We start from the raw sequence: 20885 nt of genomic DNA, 5'->3' as shown, positions 1-20885 counted from the left end.
GCCGCGGGTGGACGGGGCGGCCTACATCCGGCTCAGGGACGCGGCGGCGAAGAGTACGTCTCTGATGGCCTCGCGGTCGCCCACCTGACCCGCCGCCGCTTCCTCCGGCGACACATGCCCCGCCGCCAGCCGGCAGAACTCCACCCCGTCCAGCGCGACATGTGCGACCTCGTGCTCGGCGGAGGCGACGCTCGCCGGGGAGTCGAGCGGGATCAGCCACTCGCCCCCGCCGGAGCCCTCGATCTCCAGACGCAGACTGCGCCCGGGTGCCCCGGCGGCGACGAGCCGACGGGGCGCCGGAGCCGACAGCCCCGCCCGCCGCCGCTCGGCGAGCGACACGGGCAGCATCCGCGCCGCCAGGTCGATCATCCGGTGCAGATGACGTGGCGCGGGCGGCTCGTACGGATAGTCCACGGCGTCCGCGATGTCCCCCGCGTGCACCCAGCACTCGAAGGCGCGGTCCAGCAGCGAGTCGCTGAGCGGCAGTGCGAATCCGCCGTACGACACGGCGAGCCGCCCGGAGCCTCCGCCCGCGAACGACACCGTGCGCACGATGTGGTGGCTCTGCTCCCGCCAGGGCGCGCGCACGGCCCGGGTGGGCGGGAAGTGCGAGGCACGCCAGTACGCCTCGGTGCGCTGCGAAGGGGTCGGGGCGCCCGCGGCCGCCCCCTCCGCCTCGGTCTTCTCGGCCGTCGTGCCGCCGAGCGGGTCCTCCAGGCCCAGCGCGATCCCCACCAGCCCGTCCACGGAGAGCAGATGCGCGATGACCCCGGCCACCGTCGTACGCCGGCTCACGGGCCCGTCACCCTCGAACCAGCGCAACCGCACCGGCGCGTGCCACTCCGCGTCTCCTATGTCCTGCAACAGCGCGTCGAGCCGCGCGGCCTCCGCGTCGTAGGGCGTCGCCCACTCGGGTACCGGGATACGCGCCGGACGCCGGTCCAGGCAGCCCTCCAGGACCCGGGTGCGCAGCGTCGGGTCGAGATCGAGGCTCTCCGGCGGGTGCAGCAGCCCGACCGCCCCGCGCAGCCGCAGCGCCTCGTCCGCGCACGAACCGCACTCCCCGAGGTGCTCCTCGACCGCCGCCGTCTCCTGCGCCGAGCAGGCGGCCAGCGCCCACGCGCCGAGCAGCGACTTCAGCACCCGGTGTTCCAGGAAGAGGGGCGCGGGTTCCGGCAGCGGCAGTCCGGTGTCCTCGACGGAGGAACGCGGCATGGGGATGCGCGGCGGCTGCCCCGGCCCTGCGGGCCCGGTGAACCCGCCGCCGTCACCCCCGCCGCCGTCATCGCCTCCTCCGACAGGGCCGTCACCATGACCGCCGTCGTCGTCGCGGGGCCCGCCGGAACTCTGGCCGGCCTCCTCCTGTGCGCGCCCGCCTGAGTCCTCGCCGTCCCCCTCACCGCCCTGCTCGTGCGCCTCGTGCTCCTCGTGTTCGTCGAAAGGCTCGTCGAAGGGCCCGAACCGGTCCGCTCCTCCGCTCACCGCGCACCTCCGTATTCGGGCGGCGTGCCGGAGAGCCCGGCGTCGTGGGCGGTGGACAGCAGTTGCAGGCCGAGGCGGAGCCGGCGACGGGCCTCGTCCTCGGTGACGCCGAGGTCGGCGGCGGCCTGGCGGTAGTCGCGACGCTGGAAGTACGCCAGCTCCAGGGCGGCCCGCAGTGGGGTCGGCATGGACGTGACGATGTAGTCCGCGCGGGCTGCGACGGAGGCGCTGCGCACCTTGCGTTCCAACTCCTCGGTGGTGCCGCCGCCGTCCAGGGCGAGCGCGGCGGTCTCGGTGGCGCGCAGCCGCTGCACGGCGAGCCGGTGGGTCAGCGTGGCGATCCAGGAACGCAGGGGCCCCTGCTTGGGGTCGTACGACTCGGGACTCTGCCAGACGTGGGCGAACACCTCGCGGGTGATGTTGTCGGCGGCCCGTTCGTCGCCGAGCACGCGGTGCGCGAGGCCGTGCACCAGCGAGGCGAACCGGTCGTAGAGCTCACCGAGCGCGGCCGCCTCCCCGCGTGCGAGCCGCTGCTGCATCTTGCGGTCCCAGCGGGGCGGTGCGTCCTTCGTCGCCATGCGGCCCCCTCACTCTGCTCCTGCCCGGCGCCTGTCCCTGCCGTCCCTGTCCCTACCTGTCGGCGGCCGGCGTCCCCGTCCAGCCTGTGTGCATCGCTGTCTCGAATGTAGTCGGCACGTCCGACAGCGCACGCCCCTTTACGTCAATGTGCGCCCCTGGACGGGGTCCGGATGGTAGAAGCCCATCGCTTCCCCCCTTGGATCCGATCGAATTAGACCGTACGTGACCACTGAACGACCGAAACAGCTCGGTCGTCCAGCGTTTTCGACCGTAGACCGACGTTTCATCGAACGCCTACCGGTGTTTCATGGAACGACGGTGGGGCAGCCGCGCTGACAGGAAGCGTAAGTAGTGCTTCCGTTTCCGGCGGGCGAGGCGAGCGGGAGGCGTTGTGGTGACGCTCAAGGTGACCGACGACGAGTGGGGCGAGTGGGGTGAGTGGGCCGTGCTCCGGGTGTCGGGCGAGATGGATCTCGTCACGTCTCCGGTGCTGCGCCGACGGGTGCACGAGGCGGTCGCGGAGGGTCGCCACAGTCTGGTCCTCGACCTCTCCGAGGTCCTCTTCTGCGACTCCAGCGGCGTCGGCGTCCTCATCGCGACCCGCCGCCTGGTCCGCTCCTGCCAGGGGCGCCTGCGGCTGATCCTGCCGGCCCAGGGCGCGTCCGACGTCTCCCACGTCAACCGCGTTCTCGGGGCCCTCGGCGTGCGCCGCCTCTTCGACGTCTATCCGGACGTCGTCTCGGCCGTCGACGAGGAGTCGAGCCCGCTGTCGGCGTGAGCCCGCGCCACACAGTTGTCCGGGAATTCCCTCGGTCTTGGCACAACCGTCGTTTTCCCGCACCCCCGGTTGCCCGGGCGTCGTACGCTCCGTGCCAGATGAAACCGCAGTCCGGCTGAGAGTCCGGCTGAGTTGTAAGGCGGTCCGAGAAGACCATGGTCAGTACCGAGTACGAGCGCAGGATTGCCGCCCGCTTCGCCGGCTTCGACCAGGACGGCAACGGCTACATCGACCGGGAGGACTTCAACGCCGCGACGAAGGCGGTTCTCACCGAGTTCGACACGGCGGCACGGTCGGACAAGGGTCAGGCCCTGTACGTCGGCGCGGAGGCGTTCTGGCAGGGCATGGCGGGGATAGCGGATCGCGACGGCGATCAGCGCATCACCCGGGAAGAGTTCGTGAACGGCGCCGTGAAGCGGCTGCGCGACAATCCCGACCGCTTCGGGGAGATCGCCCGTCCCTTCCTGCACGCGGCCCTCGCCGTCGCGGACACGGACGGGGACGGCGCGGCCACGGTCGAGGAGGCCGTCCGCGTGCTCAGGGCCCTGGGCGTGCCCGACGGCGTCGCGGCCGTGGCGGCCGCCGCGCTCGACACGGACGCCGACGGCCGGATCGGCGAAACGGAGGTCGTCACCTCGTTCGCCCGCTACTTCACCGTGCCGGAGTAGCCCCCTACGGGACCCGCAACTCCCCGAACCGCCCGGGCTCCCGGGGCCCGGGCGGCTCCTGAAGTCCGTGCACCCCCTCACCCCACCCCCGAAAACCGCTCCCGGAGCTTGTACTTGAGTACCTTCCGGAGCGTTTCGTTGCGGGGGAGGGCGTCCACCACCTCCAACTGCTCGGGGAGTTTGTGGACGGAGAGTCCTTCCTCGCGCAGGTAGGAGACCACGACGGCGAGCGTCAGTTCGTCGGCGCCCGGGGGCTGTTCGACCACGGCGCAGACCCGCTCGCCGCGGTCGGCGTCCGGGAGGCCGATCACCGCGACGTCGCCGACGGCCGGGTGCCGGTGCAGCAGGTCCTCGATCTCCTTCGCCGAGATGTTCTCGCCCTTGCGGATGATGACGTCCTTCAGGCGCCCGGTGAGGACGAGGTGCCCGCTCTCCGTCAGATGACCGACGTCGCCGGTGATCAGGAACCCGTCCTCGTCGAAGGCCTCGGCGGTCTGCGCCGGGTCCAGATACCCCTGGCAGACGGCCTCCCCACGCAGCCGTACCTCGCCGTCCACGATCCGTACCTCCATGCCCGCCGGCGGCCTGCCCTCCGTCGTCGCGAGGTTCTCGGCCGTGTCGTCCGGCGCCCCCATCGTGATCATCGGGACCTCGGTCATCCCGTAGCCGTGGGTGAGCTGCACGCCCATCTCCCGGACGACGGAGTGGTACACCTCGGGCGGCTTCGGCGCGCCCCCGCCCGCCAGCAGCCGCAGCGTGGGGACGACCGGCTCGGACGGCCGCTTGCGCTGCTCGGCGAGGAACATCGAGTAGAACGCCGTCGAACCGCCCGCCACCGTCACCCCGTGCCGCCGGTACTCCGCCAGCGCCTCCGGCAGCCCGAAGTGCTCGAACATCACCGCGGGGAAGCCGTACAGCAGCAGCATCACCGTGTAGTCGGGCCCGGCGATGTGCGCGTAAGGGAAGGCCATCGAGCCCACGTCGGCGGCCGACAGGTGCAGCGCATGGGCGAGACACGACCCGCCCGCGATCAGCGAACGGTCCGTGTGGAGGACGCCCTTGGGGTCGGACGTCGTCCCCGACGTCCAGTAGATCCAGCGGACCGAGGTGCCCTCGGCGGGCGGAGCGGGCAGTACGGCGGGATCGCCGTCCGGCAGCGTGTCGTACGCCTCGAAGACACCCTTCGCACCGAGCCGCCGCGCCATCGCCGTGTGGTCGAACCCGCGCCACTCGCCCGGTACGGCGAAGTACTCGGCCTTGGACTCCCGGAGCGCGAAGCCGACCTCGCGGTCGCGGTAGAAGGGGATCACCGGGGACTGCACGGCGCCGAGGCGGGCCAGGGCGAAGGACAGCAGGGCGGTCTCGATACGGGTGGGCAGCTGCCAGGCGACCACCGTGCCGGGGCGTACGCCCATGTCGTACAGGCCCGCCGCCACCCGCTCGGCGCCCTCGCGCAACGCGCCGAAGCTCAGGGTGCGGTCGCCCTGGAGGAGGACCGGGCGGTCGGGGGTGAGGTCGGCCCGGCGGGCGACCATTTCCCAGAGGGTGCGGGATGCGCTCAGTGCGTGGGCGGTGTCGTTCACGGCGGCGGCCCCCTGTGACCGTGATGGAGCTGACGGGCAGTCAGATCGTGCGCAGAGCGTAGGGCTCGGCGCCTTGTCGGTCCAGGGGTGCGGGACTAGCCTGCTGAGGAAGCGAGAATCTGACGACCCATCAGATACGTACGCCAGGCGGAGGGGACCCATGACCGAACTGCCCCGCATCATCAGCGTCGACGACCATGTGATCGAGCCCGCGCACCTCTTCGAGACCTGGCTGCCGAAGAAGTACCAGGACCGGGGACCCAAGCCCCTCACGGCCGGCATCGGTGAACTCGCCTACGTCGGCGGCAAGTACCAGATCACCATGGACCCGGACGGCCCGCCCACCGACTGGTGGATCTACGAGGACCTCAAGTTCCCGTACAAGCGCAACATCGCCGCCGTCGGCTTCGACCGTGACGAGATGACCCTGGAGGGCATCACGCGCGCGGAGATGCGGCGCGGCTGCTGGGACCCCGTCGAGCGGCTCAAGGACATGGACCTCAACCACGTCGAGGGAAGCCTCTGCTTCCCGACCTTCCCCCGCTTCTGCGGGCAGACGTTCGCCGAGGCGCACGACAAGGAAGTGGCCCTGGCCTGCGTGCGCGCGTACAACGACTGGATGGTCGAGGAGTGGTGCGGCGACAGCGGCGGCCGGCTGATCCCGCTGTGCCTCATCCCGCTGTGGGACATCGAACTGGCGGTCGCGGAGATCCGGCGCAACGCCGCGCGCGGAGTGAAGGCGGTGACCTTCTCCGAGATCCCCACCCACCTCGGCCTGCCCTCCATCCACTCCGGCTACTGGGACCCGTTCTTCGCGGTCTGCCAGGAGACGGGGACGGTCGTGAACATGCACATCGGTTCCTCGTCGCAGATGCCCGCCGCGTCCCCGGACGCGCCGCCCGCCGTACAGGCCTCGCTGTCCTTCAACAACGCGATGGCCTCGATGATGGACTTCCTCTTCAGCGGGGTGCTGGTGAAGTTCCCACGCCTCAAACTCGCCTACTCCGAGGGGCAGATGGGCTGGATCCCGTACGCCCTGGAGCGCGCCGACGACGTCTGGCAGGAGCACCGCGCCTGGGGCGGCGTCCGGGACCTCATCCCGGAGCCGCCCTCGACGTACTACTACCGGCAGATCTTCTGCTGCTTCTTCCGCGACAAGCACGGCGTCGCCTCGCTGGACGTCGTGGGACGGGACAACGCGACCTTCGAGACCGACTACCCGCACGTCGACTCGACCTTCCCGCACACCAAGGAGGTCGCCCTGGACCATGTGAAGGGCCTCGACGACGAGACCGTCCACAAGCTGATGCGCGGGAACGCCATCCGCATGCTCGACCTGGACCTCGACAAGTAGCGGCCCCATGGACCTCACGTACACCCCTGAGGAGGAGGAGTTCCGAGCCCGGCTGCGGGAGTGGCTCGCCGAGGTGCTCCCGGCGCTGCCCCCGAAACCGTCCCCGGACGACTGGCCCGGCCGGCGGGCGTACGACCTCGGGTGGCAGCGGATGCTGTACGACGCCGGGTACGCGGGGCTGCACTGGCCCGTCGACGCCGGGGGCCGGGGCGCCACGCCGACCCAGCACCTCATCTACCTGGAGGAGACGGAAAAGGCGGGCGCCCCCTACGTAGGGGCCAATTTCGTCGGACTGCTGCACGCCGGGCCGACCATCGCCTCCGAAGGGACCCCCGCACAGCGGGCGCGCTGGCTGCCGCCGGTGCTGCGCGGCGAGGAGGTCTGGTGCCAGGGGTTCAGCGAACCGGACGCCGGCTCGGACCTCGCGGCGCTGCGCACCCGCGCGTGGCGGGACGGCGACGACTACGTAGTGAGCGGGTCCAAGATCTGGACCTCCCACGCCGAGGTCGCCGACTGGTGCGAGCTGCTGGTCAGGACCGACCCGGCGGCCCCGAAGCACCGCGGGATCTCGTGGCTCGCGATGCCGATGGACGCGCCCGGGATCACCGTCCGGCCGCTGCGCACCCTTGCCGGCTCGACCGAGTTCGCGGAGGTCTTCCTCGACGAGGTGCGGGTGCCCGTGACGCACCGGGTCGGCGCCGAGAACGACGGCTGGCGCGTGACCATGGTGACCCTGTCGTACGAGCGCGGCACCGCCTTCGTGGGTGAGGTCGTGGCCTGCCGACGGGTGCTCGAGGAGGTCGCGCGCGAGGCCCGGAAGAACGGCCGCTGGGACGATCCGGCACTCCGGCGGCGGCTGGGCGGGCTCAACGCCGAGTTCCGTGCGCTGTGGCGGCTCACCCAGTGGAACGTGAGCGAGGCGCAGAGCAACGGGGGAGTGCCGGGGGTCGGCGGTTCGGTTTTCAAACTGAGGTACTCACACGCGCGGCAGGAGCTGTACGACGCCGCCGCCGAGGTCCTCGGGCCCGAGGCGCTGGACCTGGACAGGGAGTGGACCCTCGACCGGCTCAGCTCCCTGTCGTACACCATCGCGGCCGGCACCTCGCAGATCCAGCACAACATCGTGGCCGAGCGGATCCTGGGCCTGCCGAAGGGACGGTGAGCACTTCCCCGTGGACTTCCAACTCACGGACGACCAGCGAGCCTTGAAGGCGGGCGTGCGCGAGCTGCTCGCGGCGCGGTTCGGCCGGGAACGGCTGCGCGCCGCCGTGGACGAGGGGCCGAGGCTCGACCGGGCCCTGTGGCGCGAGCTCGGCGAGGCCGGGTTCTTCGCACTGCGCCTGCCCGAGGCGGACGGCGGCGTCGGACTCGGCCTCCCGGAGACGGTGCTCGCCTTCGAGGAGGCCGGGCGGGTCCTGCTGCCCGGCCCGCTGATCGCCACGCACCTCGCGGCGGGCGTGGTGGACGGGGCCGCCACCGGAGAGACCGTGGTGACGGCCGTCGACGGCGGCGGCCTGGTGGAGTGGCTGGCCGAGGCGGACGTCGTACGCGGGGACGCGACCGGCGCCGAGCCGCTGCGGCCGGTGGACCCGCTGACGCCGCTGCACCGGGTACCCGTATCCGGTGGGGCCGGTCCCATCGGCGTGCGCCCCGTGGGTTCCACCGGCGCACTCCCCACGGCTTCCCTCACTTCGCTCTTCACGGCGGCCGAACAGCTCGGCACCGCCGCCCGCGCCTGCGAGACGGCCGTGCAACACGCCCGGACCCGCGAGCAGTTCGGGCAGCTGATCGGGGCCTTCCAGGCGGTCAAGCACCTGTGCGCGCAGATGCTGGTGCGGGTGGAACTGGCGCGCGCCGCGGTCTACGCCGCCGCCGTCACGGCCGACCCCGTGGACATCGCGGCGGCCCGGCTGCTCGCCGACGAGGCCGCCGTGCGCGGCGCCCGCGACTGCCTCCAGGTGCACGGCGGCATGGGCTTCACCTGGGAGTCCGACGTCCACCTGTATCTGAAGCGGGCTTGGACGCGGACTCAACGTACGGGAATGGCTACGGAGGGTGAGGAATTGTTGGCGGCCGATCTGGTGTCCGGAGTGGGCCGATAGGGCTCTGTGCAGGCACGGTCCGGAAAGGGGCGCAATGGATGTCGCGGATCGTGGCATACCGGAATTACAGAGCGTTGATATCGGGTTGTGTCCTATGCGTGACTTGTCACGGCCTGGAGTCGGCGGCGGGCTCGGGTACCTTGTGTGGGATGCGAGTGGTTCCGAGATCGAGCGATCCCGGTGTTGCCTCTGAGGCCGCGCCGGATGCGGCGATGCTCGCCGCTCGCAAGGCAGTGCGGACCCCCGCGACTGCCTGTTCGACTCCCCGTGGCGAGCGTCGCACAGTATGCCGCACGCGTACTCCTTCGCGCTGGAATATGCCCGAAGCGCTTGTTGGGGTGACTGTACGTCAACCATGCTGTCTCTCAAGGGAATCACGTTCCGTGATCCTGGTTCTGGTCATGCAGGTCATGGCCACGATCGTGGCCCTCGTGAGGCGCGAGGCGATGTGTCCGCCGGTTCGGATGGTGTGAGCGGTGCAGGTGCTTCAAGTGCAGCTGGAGATCCGGCCCGACCCCGCGGAGGTGGGGCGAGCTCGGAGGTGGGCCCGTTCGCGGCTCGCCGGGTCCGGGATAGGGGTCGATGAACCGCTCGCCGAGACGCTGATCCTGCTCGTCTCCGAACTCGTCACCAACGCCGTGGTGCACACCGGCTGTCCGGCCGTGCTGCGGCTGTCCCTGCCGGGCGTCCTCGGTGAGTCCATCGGCACCGTCCGCCTGGAGGTGGCCGACTCCAGCGCCCGCCCCCCGGTACCCCGGCACGCCGAGGGCGACGAGACCAACGGTCGCGGCCTGGAGTTGGTCGACGGCCTGGCGGACCGCTGGGGCTGGAACCCCGAGGGTGCGGGCAAGAGCATCTGGTGCGAGGTCGACCGCTGTACGCAGGGCGCCCGGGCGGGGGTCGCGTACGCGACCTCCGCCTATGAGGACTTCGCGTACGAGGCGTACGAGGCGGTCTAGTCCGCGGTCGCACCCACACCCGCACCCCGCGCCCCGCACCCGCTCCCGTACCTCTGGGAGCTCTGGTGCGGGAGCACGGTTCGTGCGTCTGTGCACGCGTTCCGTTTCCGCGGCCCGGGTCGGGGCCGAGTGCGCCGGGATGTGCTTCCGTGCGCGCCTTCGTAAAAGGTGCGTAAGTGATAATTCCCCGAACGGGTGTTGACGTGGCGTGTCCGTTTGATCACGCTTGTGTTCAGCGATTCGCCGCGAGGGGACGACGAGGGCTTCGGTGACGGGAGCCCTCGGCGAGTGCGGGTCGTGATTCGGCGTCGGCTCCTACAGGGCCACAGGGAGCAGGGCGGGTACGCCGGAACCGGATGGCGGCGCGCGATGCCGTGCTCGGGGCGCGCAGTGGCGCGCCGCCAGCCGACCCTTTTCCCCGGGAGCCCAAGGGGATCCAGGCGCTCACTTCAGAGGATGGCGACCGGTGCCACCGGAGTCCCTGTGCCGCCCACGAAGGGTTCCGGCATCGCGGACAGCAGGAAGGTGTAGCGATTCTCTTGTCCACAGGCTGTGGACAACTCTTCGAGATTCCAGTTCTGGCCCTGCAGCATCCCCATCTCGACCAGGTCGAGCGCGTGCACGGGCAGCCACAGGTCCTCGATTTCGGGAGGGAAGATCTCAAAAGTGAGAGTGTCGTTCGCGACGGCCGCGACATCGCGCGCGTGGAACCACTCGGGCGTACGGATCGACAGCCCGGGCGACGGATACCCGTACGCGTGCTTGTCGCCGGCCAGGTAGACCTGGATCTGCCCGGTCCGTACGAGCACGATGTCCCCGGACCGCACCCGTGTGCCCGCCAACTCCTCCGCCGCGTCGAGGTCTTCGGGGGTCACGGGGTGCCCTCCGTCGAGGCGGTCGACGCCCCGCGCGCGCGGGATGTCGAGCAGGACGCCCCGCGAGACGAGGTGCCGGGGCTTGTCGATGCCGCTGAACTCGGCGCCGCCGTGCGGGGTGATCGTGCCGGCCGGGCGGCCGTTGTAGAGCTTCCCGGAGTGCGAGACGTGGGTGAGCGCGTCCCAGTGGGTCGCCGCCTGGAGCCCCAGGGTCACGGCGTCGTCGCTGCACGCGACCGTGCCCGGGCCGAAGATCTCCTGGTTGATCTGCACCATGACGTGCAGCGGATTGATCCGCCCGGGGATCATCCCGGTCTGCACCCCGTCCTGCTGGAGCGGGAGCGCGAGCGGAACGCGCCGCCCCGTGCGGACGCAGGCGACGGCCTCCCGCACCACCTCGTCAGTGATCAGGTTCAGGGTCCCGATCTCGTCGTCGGCGCCCCAACGCCCCCAGTTGTTCACGCGCTTGGCGATGTCGTGGAACTCGACCGGAAGTGACATGAGTCCTCCGCGGGGCTTGTCTCCGGGTATCTGACGGGTCGTAGAATCCGAGGAGACCGAATCTAACGGACCGTCAGAAACTGCGGGAGGGGCCGGACGTGGGGAACTTCTTGGCAGGAAAGGTCGTCGCCGTGACGGGAGCGGGCCGCGGGATCGGCCGCGCCGTCGCGCTCGCCGCGGCGGCCGAGGGCGCGCGGGTCGTCGTCAACGACTACGGGGTGTCCATCGAGGGCGCCGAGCCGACGAGTTCGATCGCCGACGCCGTGGTCAAGGAGATCGAGGCGGCGGGCGGGGAAGCGGTCGCGGTGGCCGACGACATCTCCACGATGGCCGGCGGCCAACGGGTCGTCGACGTGGCGCTGACCTCGTACGGACGTATCGACGGAGTGGTGTGCGTGGCCGGCATCCTGCGTGAACGGATGCTCTTCAACATGTCCGAGGAGGAGTGGGACCCCGTCGTCGCCACCCATCTGAAGGGCACGTTCACGGTCTTCCGGGCGGCTTCGGCGGTCATGCGCAAACAGGGCGCGGGCACGCTGGTCGGCTTCACCAGCGGCAACCACCAGGGTTCGGTCGCGCAGGCCAACTACAGCGCGGCGAAGGGCGGGATCATCTCGCTGGTCCGCAGCGCGGCACTGGGCCTGCACAAGTACGGGGTGACGGCGAACGCGGTGGCACCGGTCGCCCGTACCCGCATGTCGGCCAATGTCCCCATGGAGCTGAAGGAGATCGGCGAACCGGAGGACGTGGCCGCGCTGGTGGTCTACCTCCTCTCCGACCGTGCCCGCGAGGAACGCATCACCGGGCAGGTCTACACGATCGCCGGCCCGAAGATCGCGGTGTGGGCACAGCCGCGGGAGCTGCGCGCCGGGTACGCGGAGGGCGGCCCCTGGACTCCCGAGCGGATCGCGGACTTCCTGCCGGGGACCGTGGGCGTGGACCCCATGCCCCTGCTGGAACAGGTGGAGGCCATGGCGCGGGCGGCGGCGCGCAAGGCGCGGCCGAACACGTGAAGTGCCGTTGTTCTGTTGGGCCCGTGGGTGAGGGGGACACATGGAGTTCGGATTCGACGCCGAGGACGAGGCCTTCCGGCGCACGGCACGGGACTGGCTGAGCGCCCACCCGGTCGGTGAGCCGGTCGTCCGCCAGGACTGGGAACGGGAACTGGGCCGGGGCGGCTGGATCGGCCTCGGCTGGGCGGAGGAGGGCTACGGCAACCGGCGGGCGAGCCTGACCCAACAGGTCGTCTGGGCCGAGGAGTACGCCCGTTCCAAGGCCCCGGCCCGCTCGGGCCACATCGGCGAGAAGCTCCTCGCCCCCACCCTCATCGCCCACGGGACCCCGCAGCAGAAGGCCCGCTTCCTGCCCCCGGTCGCCCGCGGCGAGGAACTCTGGTGTCAGGGATACAGCGAGCCCGGCGCGGGCTCGGACCTGGCGGGGATCCGTACGGCCGCGGTACGGGACGGCGACACGTACCGCGTCGACGGCCAGAAGATCTGGACCTCGCTCGCCCACGAGGCGCACTGGTGCTTCGTCCTCGCCCGTACGGAACCGGGGTCGGCCCGCCACCACGGCCTGTCCTTCCTTCTCGTCCCGATGGACCAGCCCGGCCGCGTCGAGGTCCGCCCGATCCGCCAGCTCACCGGCACGAGCGAGTTCAACGAGGTCTTCTTCGACGGGGCGGTGGCGCGTGCCGAGCACGTGGTCGGCGGCGCGGGCAACGGCTGGCAGGTCGCCATGAGCCTCCTCGGTTTCGAACGAGGAGTCTCGACCCTGGCCCAGCAGATCGGTTTCGCGGAGGAGCTGGGCCGGGTGATCGAGACGGCTGTCGCCACGGGCGCCGCGGCCGACCCGGTCGTCCGCGACCACCTCGTACGCCAGTGGGCGGAGCTGCGCACGATGCGCTGGAACGCCCTGCGGACGCTGGGCGGTTCGGGCGACGCGGGCGCGCCCAGCGTCGCCAAGCTGCTGTGGGGCCGCTGGCACCAGCGGCTCGGTGAACTGGCGGTACGGGTGCGGGGCGCGGAGGCCGCGACCGGCCCCTGGGACTGGTCGGCCGCGGCACCCTACGAACTCGACTCCTCCCAGCACCTGTTCCTGTTCAGCCGGGCCGACACCATCTACGGCGGCTCGGACGAGATCCAGCGCACGATCATCGCCGAGCGCGTGCTCGGCCTGCCGAGGGAACCCAAGGGCTGAGGGAGTCGCGATGCGAGGCGTGATCTTCGACGGCAAGCGGACCCAGGTCGTGGACGACCTGGAGATACGGGATCCGGGGCCCGGCGAGGTGCAGGTCGCGATCTCCGCGGCCGGGCTCTGCCACAGCGACCTGTCGGTCGTGGACGGGACGATCCCCTTTCCTGTCCCCGTGGTCCTGGGGCACGAGGGCGCGGGGGTCGTCGAGGCGGTGGGCGCGGGCGTCGGCCATGTCCGTCCCGGCGACCATGTCGCGCTCTCCACGCTCGCCAACTGCGGGGCGTGCGCGGAGTGCGACCGGGGGCGGCCGACGATGTGCCGCAAGGCCATCGGGATGCCGCGGCAGCCGTTCGCGCGGGGCGGGCGGCCGCTGTACCAGTTCGCGTCCAACTCCGCGTTCGCGGAACGGACGGTGGTGAAGGCCGTCCAGGTCGTCCGTATCCCCAAGGACATCCCCCTCCCGTCCGCCGCGCTGATCGGATGCGGCGTCCTGACGGGGGTGGGTGCGGTCCTGAACCGTGCGAGGGTGGACCGGGGGGACTCCGTCCTCGTCATCGGCACGGGCGGAATCGGGCTCAACGTTCTCCAGGGCGCGCGGATCGCGGGCGCCCTGAAGATCGTCGCGGTCGACGCCAACCCGGCGAAGGAGGCCGTGGCCCGGCGCTTCGGCGCGACGCACTTCCTGACGTCGACGGAGGCCGTGAAGGACATCCTTCCCACGGGGGCGGACCACGCCTTCGAGTGCGTCGGGCGCGTCGAACTCATCCGCCAGGCCATCGACCTGCTGGACCGCCACGGCCAGGCGGTCCTCCTGGGCGTACCCCCGGCCACGGCCGAGGCGTCCTTCCTCGTCTCCTCCATGTACCTCGACAAGTCCATCCTGGGCTGCCGCTACGGCTCCTCCCGCCCCCAGCGCGACATCGCCCTGTACGCCGACCTCTACCGAGAAGGCCGCCTCCTCCTGGACGAACTGGTCACCCAGACCTACCCGGTGGAGGACTTCGACAAGGCGGCGCAGGATGCGGAGGGGGGGAAGGTGGCGCGGGCGGTGCTGACGTTCTAGGGGGCGGTGCCCGGCCCCCGCCACCGGACCGCGCTCAACGCGCGGCCCCGAGACGGGCGACGCCACCCTCACCCGATCTCCCGTCCAGTCCCTCACCCAGCCCCTCACCCAGGCCCCCGCCGAGGCCCTCGACCGTGGAGGCCCCGGAGCTCCGGAAGGTGCGTCGATACGCGGTGGGGGTGACCCCGAGCACCGCCTGCAGGTGCTGCCGCATCGACTGGGCCGTGCCGAAGCCGGCGTCCCGCGCGACCTGGTCGATGGACAGGTCGCTGGTCTCCAGCAGGTGCCGGGCCCGTTCGATGCGCTGCTGGGTCAGCCAATGCCCGGGGCTGACCCCGACCTCCTCGCGGAAGCGGCGCGTGAAGGTGCGTACGGACATGGCTTCCTGTTCGGCCATGTCACGCAGCTGGATCGGCTCGTGGAGGCGGGCCAGCGCCCAGGCGCGGGCGGCGGTCGTGGTGGCCGCCTGCGGCTCCGGCACCGGCCGTTGGATGTACTGCGCCTGCCCGCCGTCGCGGTGCGGGGGTACGACGGTGCGGCGGGCCACGTCGTTGGCGACGGCGGTGCCGTGGTCGCGGCGTACGAGATGGAGGCACAGGTCGATTCCCGCGGCGACGCCGGCGGAGGTGAGGACGTCGCCGTCGTCGACGAAGAGCACTTCGGCGTCGACCTTGATCTTCGGGAAGAGCAGCTGGAAGTGCTCGGCGTGCATCCAGTGGGTGGTGGCCGGGCGGTCGTCGAGGTAGCCCGCGGCGGCGAGGACGTAGCTGCCGGTGCAGATGGAGACGAGGCGGGTGCCGGGGCGGATGTGGGCGAGGGCGGCGGCCAGTTCGGGGGTGAGGACGCCTTCCTCGTGGACGGGGCCGAGTTCGTAGGAGGCGGGGATGACGACGGTGTCGGCGGTGGCGAGGGCCTCGGGGCCGTTCGCGACGAGGACGGCGAAGTCGGCGTCCGTCTCGACGGGGCCGGGCGGCCGGACCGAGCAGGTGACGATCTCGTACAGCGGCCGCCCGTCGGCGTCGCGTGCCTTGCCGAAGATGCGCTGCGGGATACCGAGCTCGAAAGGCAGCAGCCCGTCGAGGGCGAGGACGACGACGCGGTGGCGAGGATGCGTACCGTGAGAGTCCATGGCCCGATCCTAGCGAATGCTGTCCTTCGGGCCACTCGTTCGCGGGAACGGCAGGCCCGAAGCTCTATGTCGTGACCCAGACAACCGATGCCGCCTCCCCGGGGGGCGCCGCAGCCGCGGAGGACCCCCGCCCCACCGAGCCGACCGACTCCACCGACGCGATCGAGCCGGCCGACTCCATCGAGCCGACCCGCGCCTCCACTCCCCGCGCCCGCATCCACCGTGCCTGGTTCGTCGCCGCCGTCACCTTCGTGACGATCATCGGTGCGGCGGCCTTCCGTTCGCTGCCGGGTCTGCTGATCGACCCGCTGCACCAGGAGTTCCACTGGTCGCGCGGCACGATCGGCGCGGCGGTGTCCATCAACCTCGCGCTGTACGGGCTGACGGCGCCGTTCGCGGCGGCACTGATGGACCGCTTCGGCATCCGGCGGGTGGTGGCGATCGCCCTGATGGTGATCGCGCTCGGTTCCGGTCTGACCGTGTGGATGACGGCGGCCTGGCAACTGCTGCTCTGCTGGGGCCTGTTGGTCGGCCTGGGGTCCGGCTCCATGGCGCTGGCCTTCGCGGCGACGGTCACCAACCGCTGGTTCACGGCGCGCAAGGGCCTGGTCACGGGCATTCTGACGGCTGCCTCGGCGTCCGGCCAGCTGATCTTCCTGCCGCTCCTCTCCTGGATCGTCACCCAGCACGACTGGCGCCCGGCCGCAGTGACGGTGGCCCTCGCGGCGCTCGCGGTCGTCCCCTTCGTATGGCTGCTGCTGCGGGACCACCCCGCGGACGTGGGCGTGAAGCCGTACGGGTCGACGGAGTTCGTACCGAAGCCCGCGCCCGTGCAGGGCGCCGCCCGGCGCGCGGTGACGGTCCTGCTCTCCGCCGTCCGCACCGGCCCGTTCTGGCTGCTGGCCGGCACCTTCGCGATCTGCGGCGCCTCGACGAACGGCCTGGTCCAGACGCACTTCGTGCCCGCGGCCCACGACCACGGGATGCCCATCACGGCGGCGGCCTCGCTGCTCGCGGTCATCGGGGTCTTCGACGTGGTCGGAACGGTCGCCTCCGGCTGGTTCACCGACCGCTTCGAACCGCGCCGGCTGCTCGCCGTCTACTACGCGCTGCGCGGCCTCTCGCTCCTCTTCCTCCCCATGCTCCTCGCCCCCACCGTTCATCCCCCGATGATCTTCTTCATCGTCTTCTACGGCCTCGACTGGGTCGCCACCGTCCCGCCCACCCTGGCCCTGTGCCGCGAGCAGTACGGCGAGGACAGCGCCATCGTCTTCGGCTGGGTCCTCGCCTCCCACCAGGTCGGCGCCGCCCTCGTCGCCTTCCTCGGCGGTGTGGCGCGGGACGCGTTCGGCTCGTACGACGTGGTCTGGTACGCCTCGGGCGCGCTGTGCGCGGCGGCGGCCCTGATGGCACTGGTGATCCGACGACGCTCCGCGACGGGCGCACCCGCGGTACCGGCGGTCGCCTGACGATTCCGGCCCCCGACCGGGCGGCCTGCCACCGAGCTAGAGGAACCGCCCCTTGTGGAACAGCAGCGGCGCGACGTCGTCACCGTCGCTCGCGCCGAGCGCGTCCACCCGTCCCACCACGATCAGATGGTCCCCACCGGTGTGCACCGCGTGGATCGTGCAGTCGACCCAGGCCGCGGCGCCCGCGAGACGCGGCGAACCGGAAACGGGCGCCGCGTCGTACACGACCCCGGCGAACTTGTCCGCCCCGCTCACCGCGAACCCGCGGCACAACTCGCCCTGGTGCGCTCCCAGCACGTTCACACAGAACACGCCCGCGCGGGCGATCCGCGGCCAGGTCGCCGACGTACGCCCCACCATGAAGCAGACCAGGGGCGGATCGAGCGAGAGCGACGCGAACGACTGACAGGCGAATCCGGCCGGCCCCCCGCCACCGGCCTCGCCCTCGACGCCCGGCGCGGTGATGACGGTGACACCCGTCGCGAAGTTCCCCAGCACGCGCCGAAACGCCGCCTGATCGACCGGCGCCCGCTCATCGTCCCCCACCGCGCGCAACTCCGGCCGCGGCAGCGCCTCCACGCGCCCCGCGACGGTGGAAGCCCCGGCCGACCTGAGATAACGGACGGCGGCGGCCGCCATCCCTGCGTGTCCCATCACACCACCCATTGAAGCTGACGGAGTGTCAGATAGGAAGGGGTGGGAAGGGGCGGGACTGACTCAGCGGCCCTGGTAGCGGGGGGTCCGGCGTTCCACGAAGGCGGCCACGCCCTCGGTCGCGTCCGTCGTGGTCATGTTGATCTCCTGGGCGGCGGCTTCGGCGGCGAAGGCGGTGGTGCGGTCGGTGTCGAGGGAGGCGTTGACCAGCTGTTTGGTGAGGGCGAGGGCACGGGTCGGGCCGGTGGCCAGGCGCTCGGCCCAGTCGCGGGCGGTCTTCTCCAGATCGTCCGGTGGTACGACCCTGTTGACGAGCCCGAGCCGCGCCGCGTCCGCCGCCGTCAGCGCGTCGCCGAAGAACATCAGTTCCTTGGCGCGCTGGGGGCCGATGAGCCGGGGCAGCAGATACGCGCCGCCGCCGTCGGGGACCAGGCCGCGGCGTACGAACACCTCGATGAACTTGGCGGAATCGGCGGCGAGTACGAGGTCGCAGGCGAGGGCGAGGTGGGCGCCGAGGCCGGCCGCGGTGCCGTTGACCGCCGCGATCACGGGCTTCTCGCAGTCGAGAACCGCGCCGATCAGGCGCTGGGCGCCGAGCCGGATCATGCGCGCCACGTCCCCGGCCACCCGCTCCCCGGGCGCCTGCTCCCCGGGCGCCTGTTCCCGGGCCCCCGACCCCCCGGCCGACGGTCCTGCGCGCAGGTCCGCGCCCGTGCAGAAACCACGTCCGGTCGCCGTGATCACGACGGCCCGTACGCCCGGGTCGCAGGAGGCGTGCGAGAGGTGCTGGATGAGGCGTTCGCGCTGGTCAGGCGTGATGGCGTTGAGGGCTTCGGGGCGGTTGAGGGTGATCCACGAGACGTGATTGTCAGTGGCGTGCAGTACCAATGAGTCGACGGGATCGGCGGATTTCTCGGCAGAATTCTCGGGGGAGGACGTCATGGGGATGCTCCGGTTTTTACGGGGGGCGGTGCGGCGGGGGCTGCCGCCGGGGCTGGGACGTGGGGGCTCAGCGGCAGACGACCAGCGCGTCCAGCGCCACCGCTCCCTGGCCCCTGGGCAGCACCATCAGCGGGTTGATGTCGAGCTCGGCGATGTCGTCCCCGAGTTCCAGCGCCATCCGCTGTACGCGCATGACGACCTCGATCAGCGCGTCCACATCCACCGGCGGCCCCCCGCGCACGCCCTCCAGAAGGGCCCGCCCGCGCAGCTCGCCGAGCATGCCCCGAGCCTGGTCCTCGCCGAACGGCGGCACGCGGACGGCCGCGTCCCGCAGCACCTCGACGAGCACGCCGCCCAGCCCGACGGTCACGGTCGGCCCGAAGAGCTGGTCGTGCGTGACGCCCACGACCATTTCCACCCCCCGCTCGACCATCTGGCACACCAGCACCCCGTCGAGCGAGATCCCCTCGTAGCGCGCGATGTCGGCGAGCTCGCGATAGGCGTCCCTGACCTGGCTGGCGGAGGTCAGTCCGATCTTCACCAGACCCAGTTCGGTCTTGTGGGCGATCTGGGCGCCGGACGCCTTCATGACCACGGGGTAGCCGACGAGACTCGCCGCGCGCACGGCCGCCGCCGCGCTGGTCACCAACTGCTCGCGCGGCACCCGGATCCCATAGGCGCGCAACAGCTGCTTCGCCGCGTGCTCGCTCAGCTGCTGCCCCGGCCGCATCAGCGCCTGCGTCTTGCGGAAGGACGGCGAGGGAGTGCGGGGAGCCTCGTCGAAGGGGGAGCGGTAGGCGGCGACGAACCGGTGGTGGTCCAGGTAGGCGCGCACGGCCGTGATGCAGTTGGCGAAGGTCCGGAAGGTGGCGACCTTCGACGAGCCGAGCAGCGTCTCGCGGTAGGCGGCCTCGGTGCCGACCGGCGAGCCCCACACCACGCACACCAGCTTGTCCGTCTGTTCCGCCGCGTCCACCAGGTCCTGCGCGAGCTTGTCGCTCATGGGAGGAAAGGGCCCGGTGATGGGACAGATCAGTACGCCGACCTCCGGGTCGGCGAGGATCGCGTCGATGATCTTCCGTCCGCGCCAGTCGCCGACCGGGTGCCCGCCGTTGTCGACGGGATTGGTCACGCTCAGGTACTCGGGTATCCACTGGTGCAGCTCTGCCTGCTTGGGGGCGGAGAGACTCGGCAGAGGAAGCCCCGCCGCCGTCGCCAGGTCGGCGAAGTGCGCCCCCGTGCCGCCCGAGATCGAATAGACGACGACACCCTCGGCCCGCGGGGCGCGGGCACGGGCCAACAGGGCGGCGGTGTCCTGGAGTTCGTCGAGCCCGTCGACACGGATCACGCCGTACTGCCGCATCGCCGCGTCCACCACCGTGTCGGCCCCGGTCAGCTTGCCGGTGTGTGAGGCGGCGGTGCGGGCGCCGGTCTCGGTGCGGCCGACCTTGACGGCGACGACGGGCACTCCGCGGCGGGCGGCGCGGTCGGCGGCGAGCAGAAAGGAGCGGCCGTCCTTCAGCCCCTCGACGTAGCAGGCGATCGCGCCGATCTCCGGCTGCTCGGAGAAGTAGGAGATGAAGTCGGCGGTCTCGAGGTCGGCCTCGTTGCCGGTGGGCGCCCAGTGGGAGAGCCGTACGCCCAGCTCCTGCATCGCGAACACCGGCCGGCCCTGGTGTCCGGACTGGGTGATGAGGGCGATCGCGGGACCGTCGAGATCGTCGCGGAACTTCTCGAAGGCGTTGAGGTTGGTGTTGGGCCCGAGGAGCCTGAGGCCGGCGTGGCGGACGGCGGCGGCGAGGTGGGTCTGTGCGGCGGCGCCCTCGGCCCCGGTCTCGGCGAACCCGGAGGCGAAGGCGACGGCGAACTTCACCTTGGCCTCGGCCAGTTCCCCGATCACGGGGAGCGGGTCGCCGACGAGGAGCACGGCCAGATCGATCTGCTCGGGCAGGTCGGCGAGGGAGGGGGAGCAGGGGATGCCGAAGACGGACTGACGGGTGGGGTGCACCGGGTGCAGCCGGGCGCCGACCCGCTCGGCCCAGGCGATCAGCTGCCGGGTGATGCCGGTGTTGGGCCGGCCCTCGGCGTCCGAGGCGCCGACGACGGCCACGGACTCGGGACGGAAGAAGCGGTCCAGATCGGGTACCTCGGCGTACAGCGGACGGCCGCTGACGTCCAGGTCGTCGACGTCGGCCGGGCGGCCGTGCACGACGGGTGAGGGCTGCTCGCCGCAGGCGATGACGCGGGCCCGGCGGGAGTCGGTGGTGAGGGTGCCGTGGGTTGATCCAAGCATCGGTCCGCCCGCTCCTGTGTGACAGCCAATTAACTGACGCTCTGTCAGATTACTTAACTGACGCCGCGTCAGGAACCGTCGTGCAAGCAAAAGGCTGGGCGGCGGGGATCTGGTTCGTACCCGTCGTGCGGGGAGCCGGAACCCGTGGGGGTGCCGCACAACCATCAACTCCCGCTGATCGTCTATGACATGGCCCTGTCGGCTCACGCCGGTCGAGCCACCACTTTCTGTCCTTGTCTTCGCCTTTCCTCACTTTTC

At 71.4% G+C, this 20885-nt stretch carries 18 protein-coding genes; 10 read left to right on the top strand and 8 right to left on the bottom strand.

All coding sequences use genetic code 11. The features are described 5' to 3' along the window. Positions 1-21: 21 nt before the first annotated feature. Both ACZ7M2_RS19840 and ACZ7M2_RS19835 read right to left on the bottom strand, forming a co-directional pair. Positions 22-1482 carry a zf-HC2 domain-containing protein gene (locus ACZ7M2_RS19840; protein WP_471596351.1) on the bottom strand — a complete coding sequence of 487 codons (1461 nt, stop codon included), beginning with the start codon at positions 1480-1482 and terminating at the stop codon, positions 22-24. Further along, positions 1479-2060, bottom strand: a complete 582-nt coding sequence (locus tag ACZ7M2_RS19835) for a sigma-70 family RNA polymerase sigma factor (protein WP_101404421.1) — start codon at positions 2058-2060, stop codon at positions 1479-1481. Before ACZ7M2_RS19835 ends, ACZ7M2_RS19840 begins: the two co-directional genes overlap by 4 nt. Positions 2061-2455: 395 nt before the next feature. On the opposite strand from ACZ7M2_RS19835, the gene ACZ7M2_RS19830 reads away from it, so the two are divergent. Then, the gene (locus tag ACZ7M2_RS19830; protein ID WP_180292960.1) at positions 2456-2839 is read left to right on the top strand and encodes an STAS domain-containing protein; all 384 of its coding nucleotides are present in this window, start codon (positions 2456-2458) and stop codon (positions 2837-2839) included. A gap of 155 nt (positions 2840-2994) precedes the next feature. Continuing rightward, complete coding sequence (locus tag ACZ7M2_RS19825) at positions 2995-3507, top strand: EF-hand domain-containing protein (RefSeq protein ID WP_471596350.1); 513 nt, start codon at positions 2995-2997, stop codon at positions 3505-3507. 77 nt (positions 3508-3584) lie between these two features. On the opposite strand, the gene ACZ7M2_RS19820 is transcribed toward ACZ7M2_RS19825, so the two are convergent. After that, a complete protein-coding gene (locus ACZ7M2_RS19820) occupies positions 3585-5090 on the bottom strand; it encodes a class I adenylate-forming enzyme family protein (RefSeq protein WP_471596349.1) in 1506 nt (501 codons plus the stop codon). A gap of 160 nt (positions 5091-5250) precedes the next feature. Between ACZ7M2_RS19820 and ACZ7M2_RS19815 the strand changes: the two genes are divergently transcribed. The 4 genes from ACZ7M2_RS19815 to ACZ7M2_RS19800 all read left to right on the top strand — a co-directional run bounded on the left by ACZ7M2_RS19815 (position 5251) and on the right by ACZ7M2_RS19800 (position 9505). Beyond that, a complete protein-coding gene (locus tag ACZ7M2_RS19815) occupies positions 5251-6444 on the top strand; it encodes an amidohydrolase family protein (RefSeq protein ID WP_067372012.1) in 1194 nt (397 codons plus the stop codon). A 7-nt stretch (positions 6445-6451) separates the two neighbouring features. Then, positions 6452-7606, top strand: coding sequence for an acyl-CoA dehydrogenase (locus ACZ7M2_RS19810; RefSeq protein WP_471596348.1), 1155 nt, complete (start codon positions 6452-6454; stop codon positions 7604-7606). 10 nt (positions 7607-7616) lie between these two features. Then, positions 7617-8546: an acyl-CoA dehydrogenase family protein gene (locus ACZ7M2_RS19805; RefSeq protein WP_471596347.1), complete on the top strand. Its 930-nt coding sequence runs from the start codon at positions 7617-7619 to the stop codon at positions 8544-8546. Positions 8547-9022: 476 nt separating this feature from the next. Continuing rightward, on the top strand, positions 9023-9505 hold the full coding sequence (locus tag ACZ7M2_RS19800; protein ID WP_471596346.1) for an ATP-binding protein: 483 nt from the start codon (positions 9023-9025) through the stop codon (positions 9503-9505). A gap of 449 nt (positions 9506-9954) precedes the next feature. On the opposite strand, the gene ACZ7M2_RS19795 is transcribed toward ACZ7M2_RS19800, so the two are convergent. Beyond that, positions 9955-10881, bottom strand: a complete 927-nt coding sequence (locus tag ACZ7M2_RS19795; RefSeq protein WP_471596345.1) for a cyclase family protein — start codon at positions 10879-10881, stop codon at positions 9955-9957. A 98-nt stretch (positions 10882-10979) separates the two neighbouring features. Between ACZ7M2_RS19795 and ACZ7M2_RS19790 the strand changes: the two genes are divergently transcribed. Genes ACZ7M2_RS19790 through ACZ7M2_RS19780 form a run of 3 tightly spaced genes read left to right on the top strand, consistent with a single transcriptional unit; the run spans position 10980 to position 14140 of the window. Beyond that, positions 10980-11894 carry an SDR family oxidoreductase gene (locus ACZ7M2_RS19790; RefSeq protein WP_471596344.1) on the top strand — a complete coding sequence of 305 codons (915 nt, stop codon included), beginning with the start codon at positions 10980-10982 and terminating at the stop codon, positions 11892-11894. A 40-nt stretch (positions 11895-11934) separates the two neighbouring features. Next, complete coding sequence (locus ACZ7M2_RS19785) at positions 11935-13080, top strand: acyl-CoA dehydrogenase family protein (RefSeq protein WP_471596343.1); 1146 nt, start codon at positions 11935-11937, stop codon at positions 13078-13080. Positions 13081-13090: 10 nt separating this feature from the next. Beyond that, the gene (locus tag ACZ7M2_RS19780; RefSeq protein ID WP_352044152.1) at positions 13091-14140 is read left to right on the top strand and encodes a Zn-dependent alcohol dehydrogenase; all 1050 of its coding nucleotides are present in this window, start codon (positions 13091-13093) and stop codon (positions 14138-14140) included. Positions 14141-14174: 34 nt separating this feature from the next. On the opposite strand, the gene ACZ7M2_RS19775 is transcribed toward ACZ7M2_RS19780, so the two are convergent. Then, positions 14175-15269 (bottom strand): GlxA family transcriptional regulator, encoded by a 1095-nt coding sequence (locus ACZ7M2_RS19775; protein WP_471596342.1) that lies wholly within the window; start codon positions 15267-15269, stop codon positions 14175-14177. Between the two features lie 71 nt (positions 15270-15340). Here ACZ7M2_RS19775 and ACZ7M2_RS19770 point away from each other — a divergent pair, with 71 nt between their 5' ends. After that, on the top strand, positions 15341-16738 hold the full coding sequence (locus ACZ7M2_RS19770; protein WP_471596341.1) for an MFS transporter: 1398 nt from the start codon (positions 15341-15343) through the stop codon (positions 16736-16738). A 36-nt stretch (positions 16739-16774) separates the two neighbouring features. Here the strand turns inward: ACZ7M2_RS19770 and ACZ7M2_RS19765 are convergent, their stop codons facing one another. From ACZ7M2_RS19765 to ACZ7M2_RS19755, 3 genes are all read right to left on the bottom strand, one after another. Continuing rightward, entirely contained in the window at positions 16775-17392 is a 618-nt protein-coding gene (locus ACZ7M2_RS19765; RefSeq protein WP_352044155.1) for a flavin reductase family protein, read from the bottom strand. A gap of 63 nt (positions 17393-17455) precedes the next feature. Beyond that, entirely contained in the window at positions 17456-18334 is an 879-nt protein-coding gene (locus tag ACZ7M2_RS19760) for an enoyl-CoA hydratase/isomerase family protein (protein WP_471596340.1), read from the bottom strand. A 67-nt stretch (positions 18335-18401) separates the two neighbouring features. Beyond that, positions 18402-20627 (bottom strand): acetate--CoA ligase family protein, encoded by a 2226-nt coding sequence (locus ACZ7M2_RS19755; protein ID WP_471596339.1) that lies wholly within the window; start codon positions 20625-20627, stop codon positions 18402-18404. Between the last annotated feature and the right edge of the window lie 258 nt (positions 20628-20885).

The sequence above is a fragment of the Streptomyces sp. NPDC111507 genome (assembly GCF_055638955.1).
This window is presented reverse-complemented; position numbering and strand designations above follow the sequence as displayed.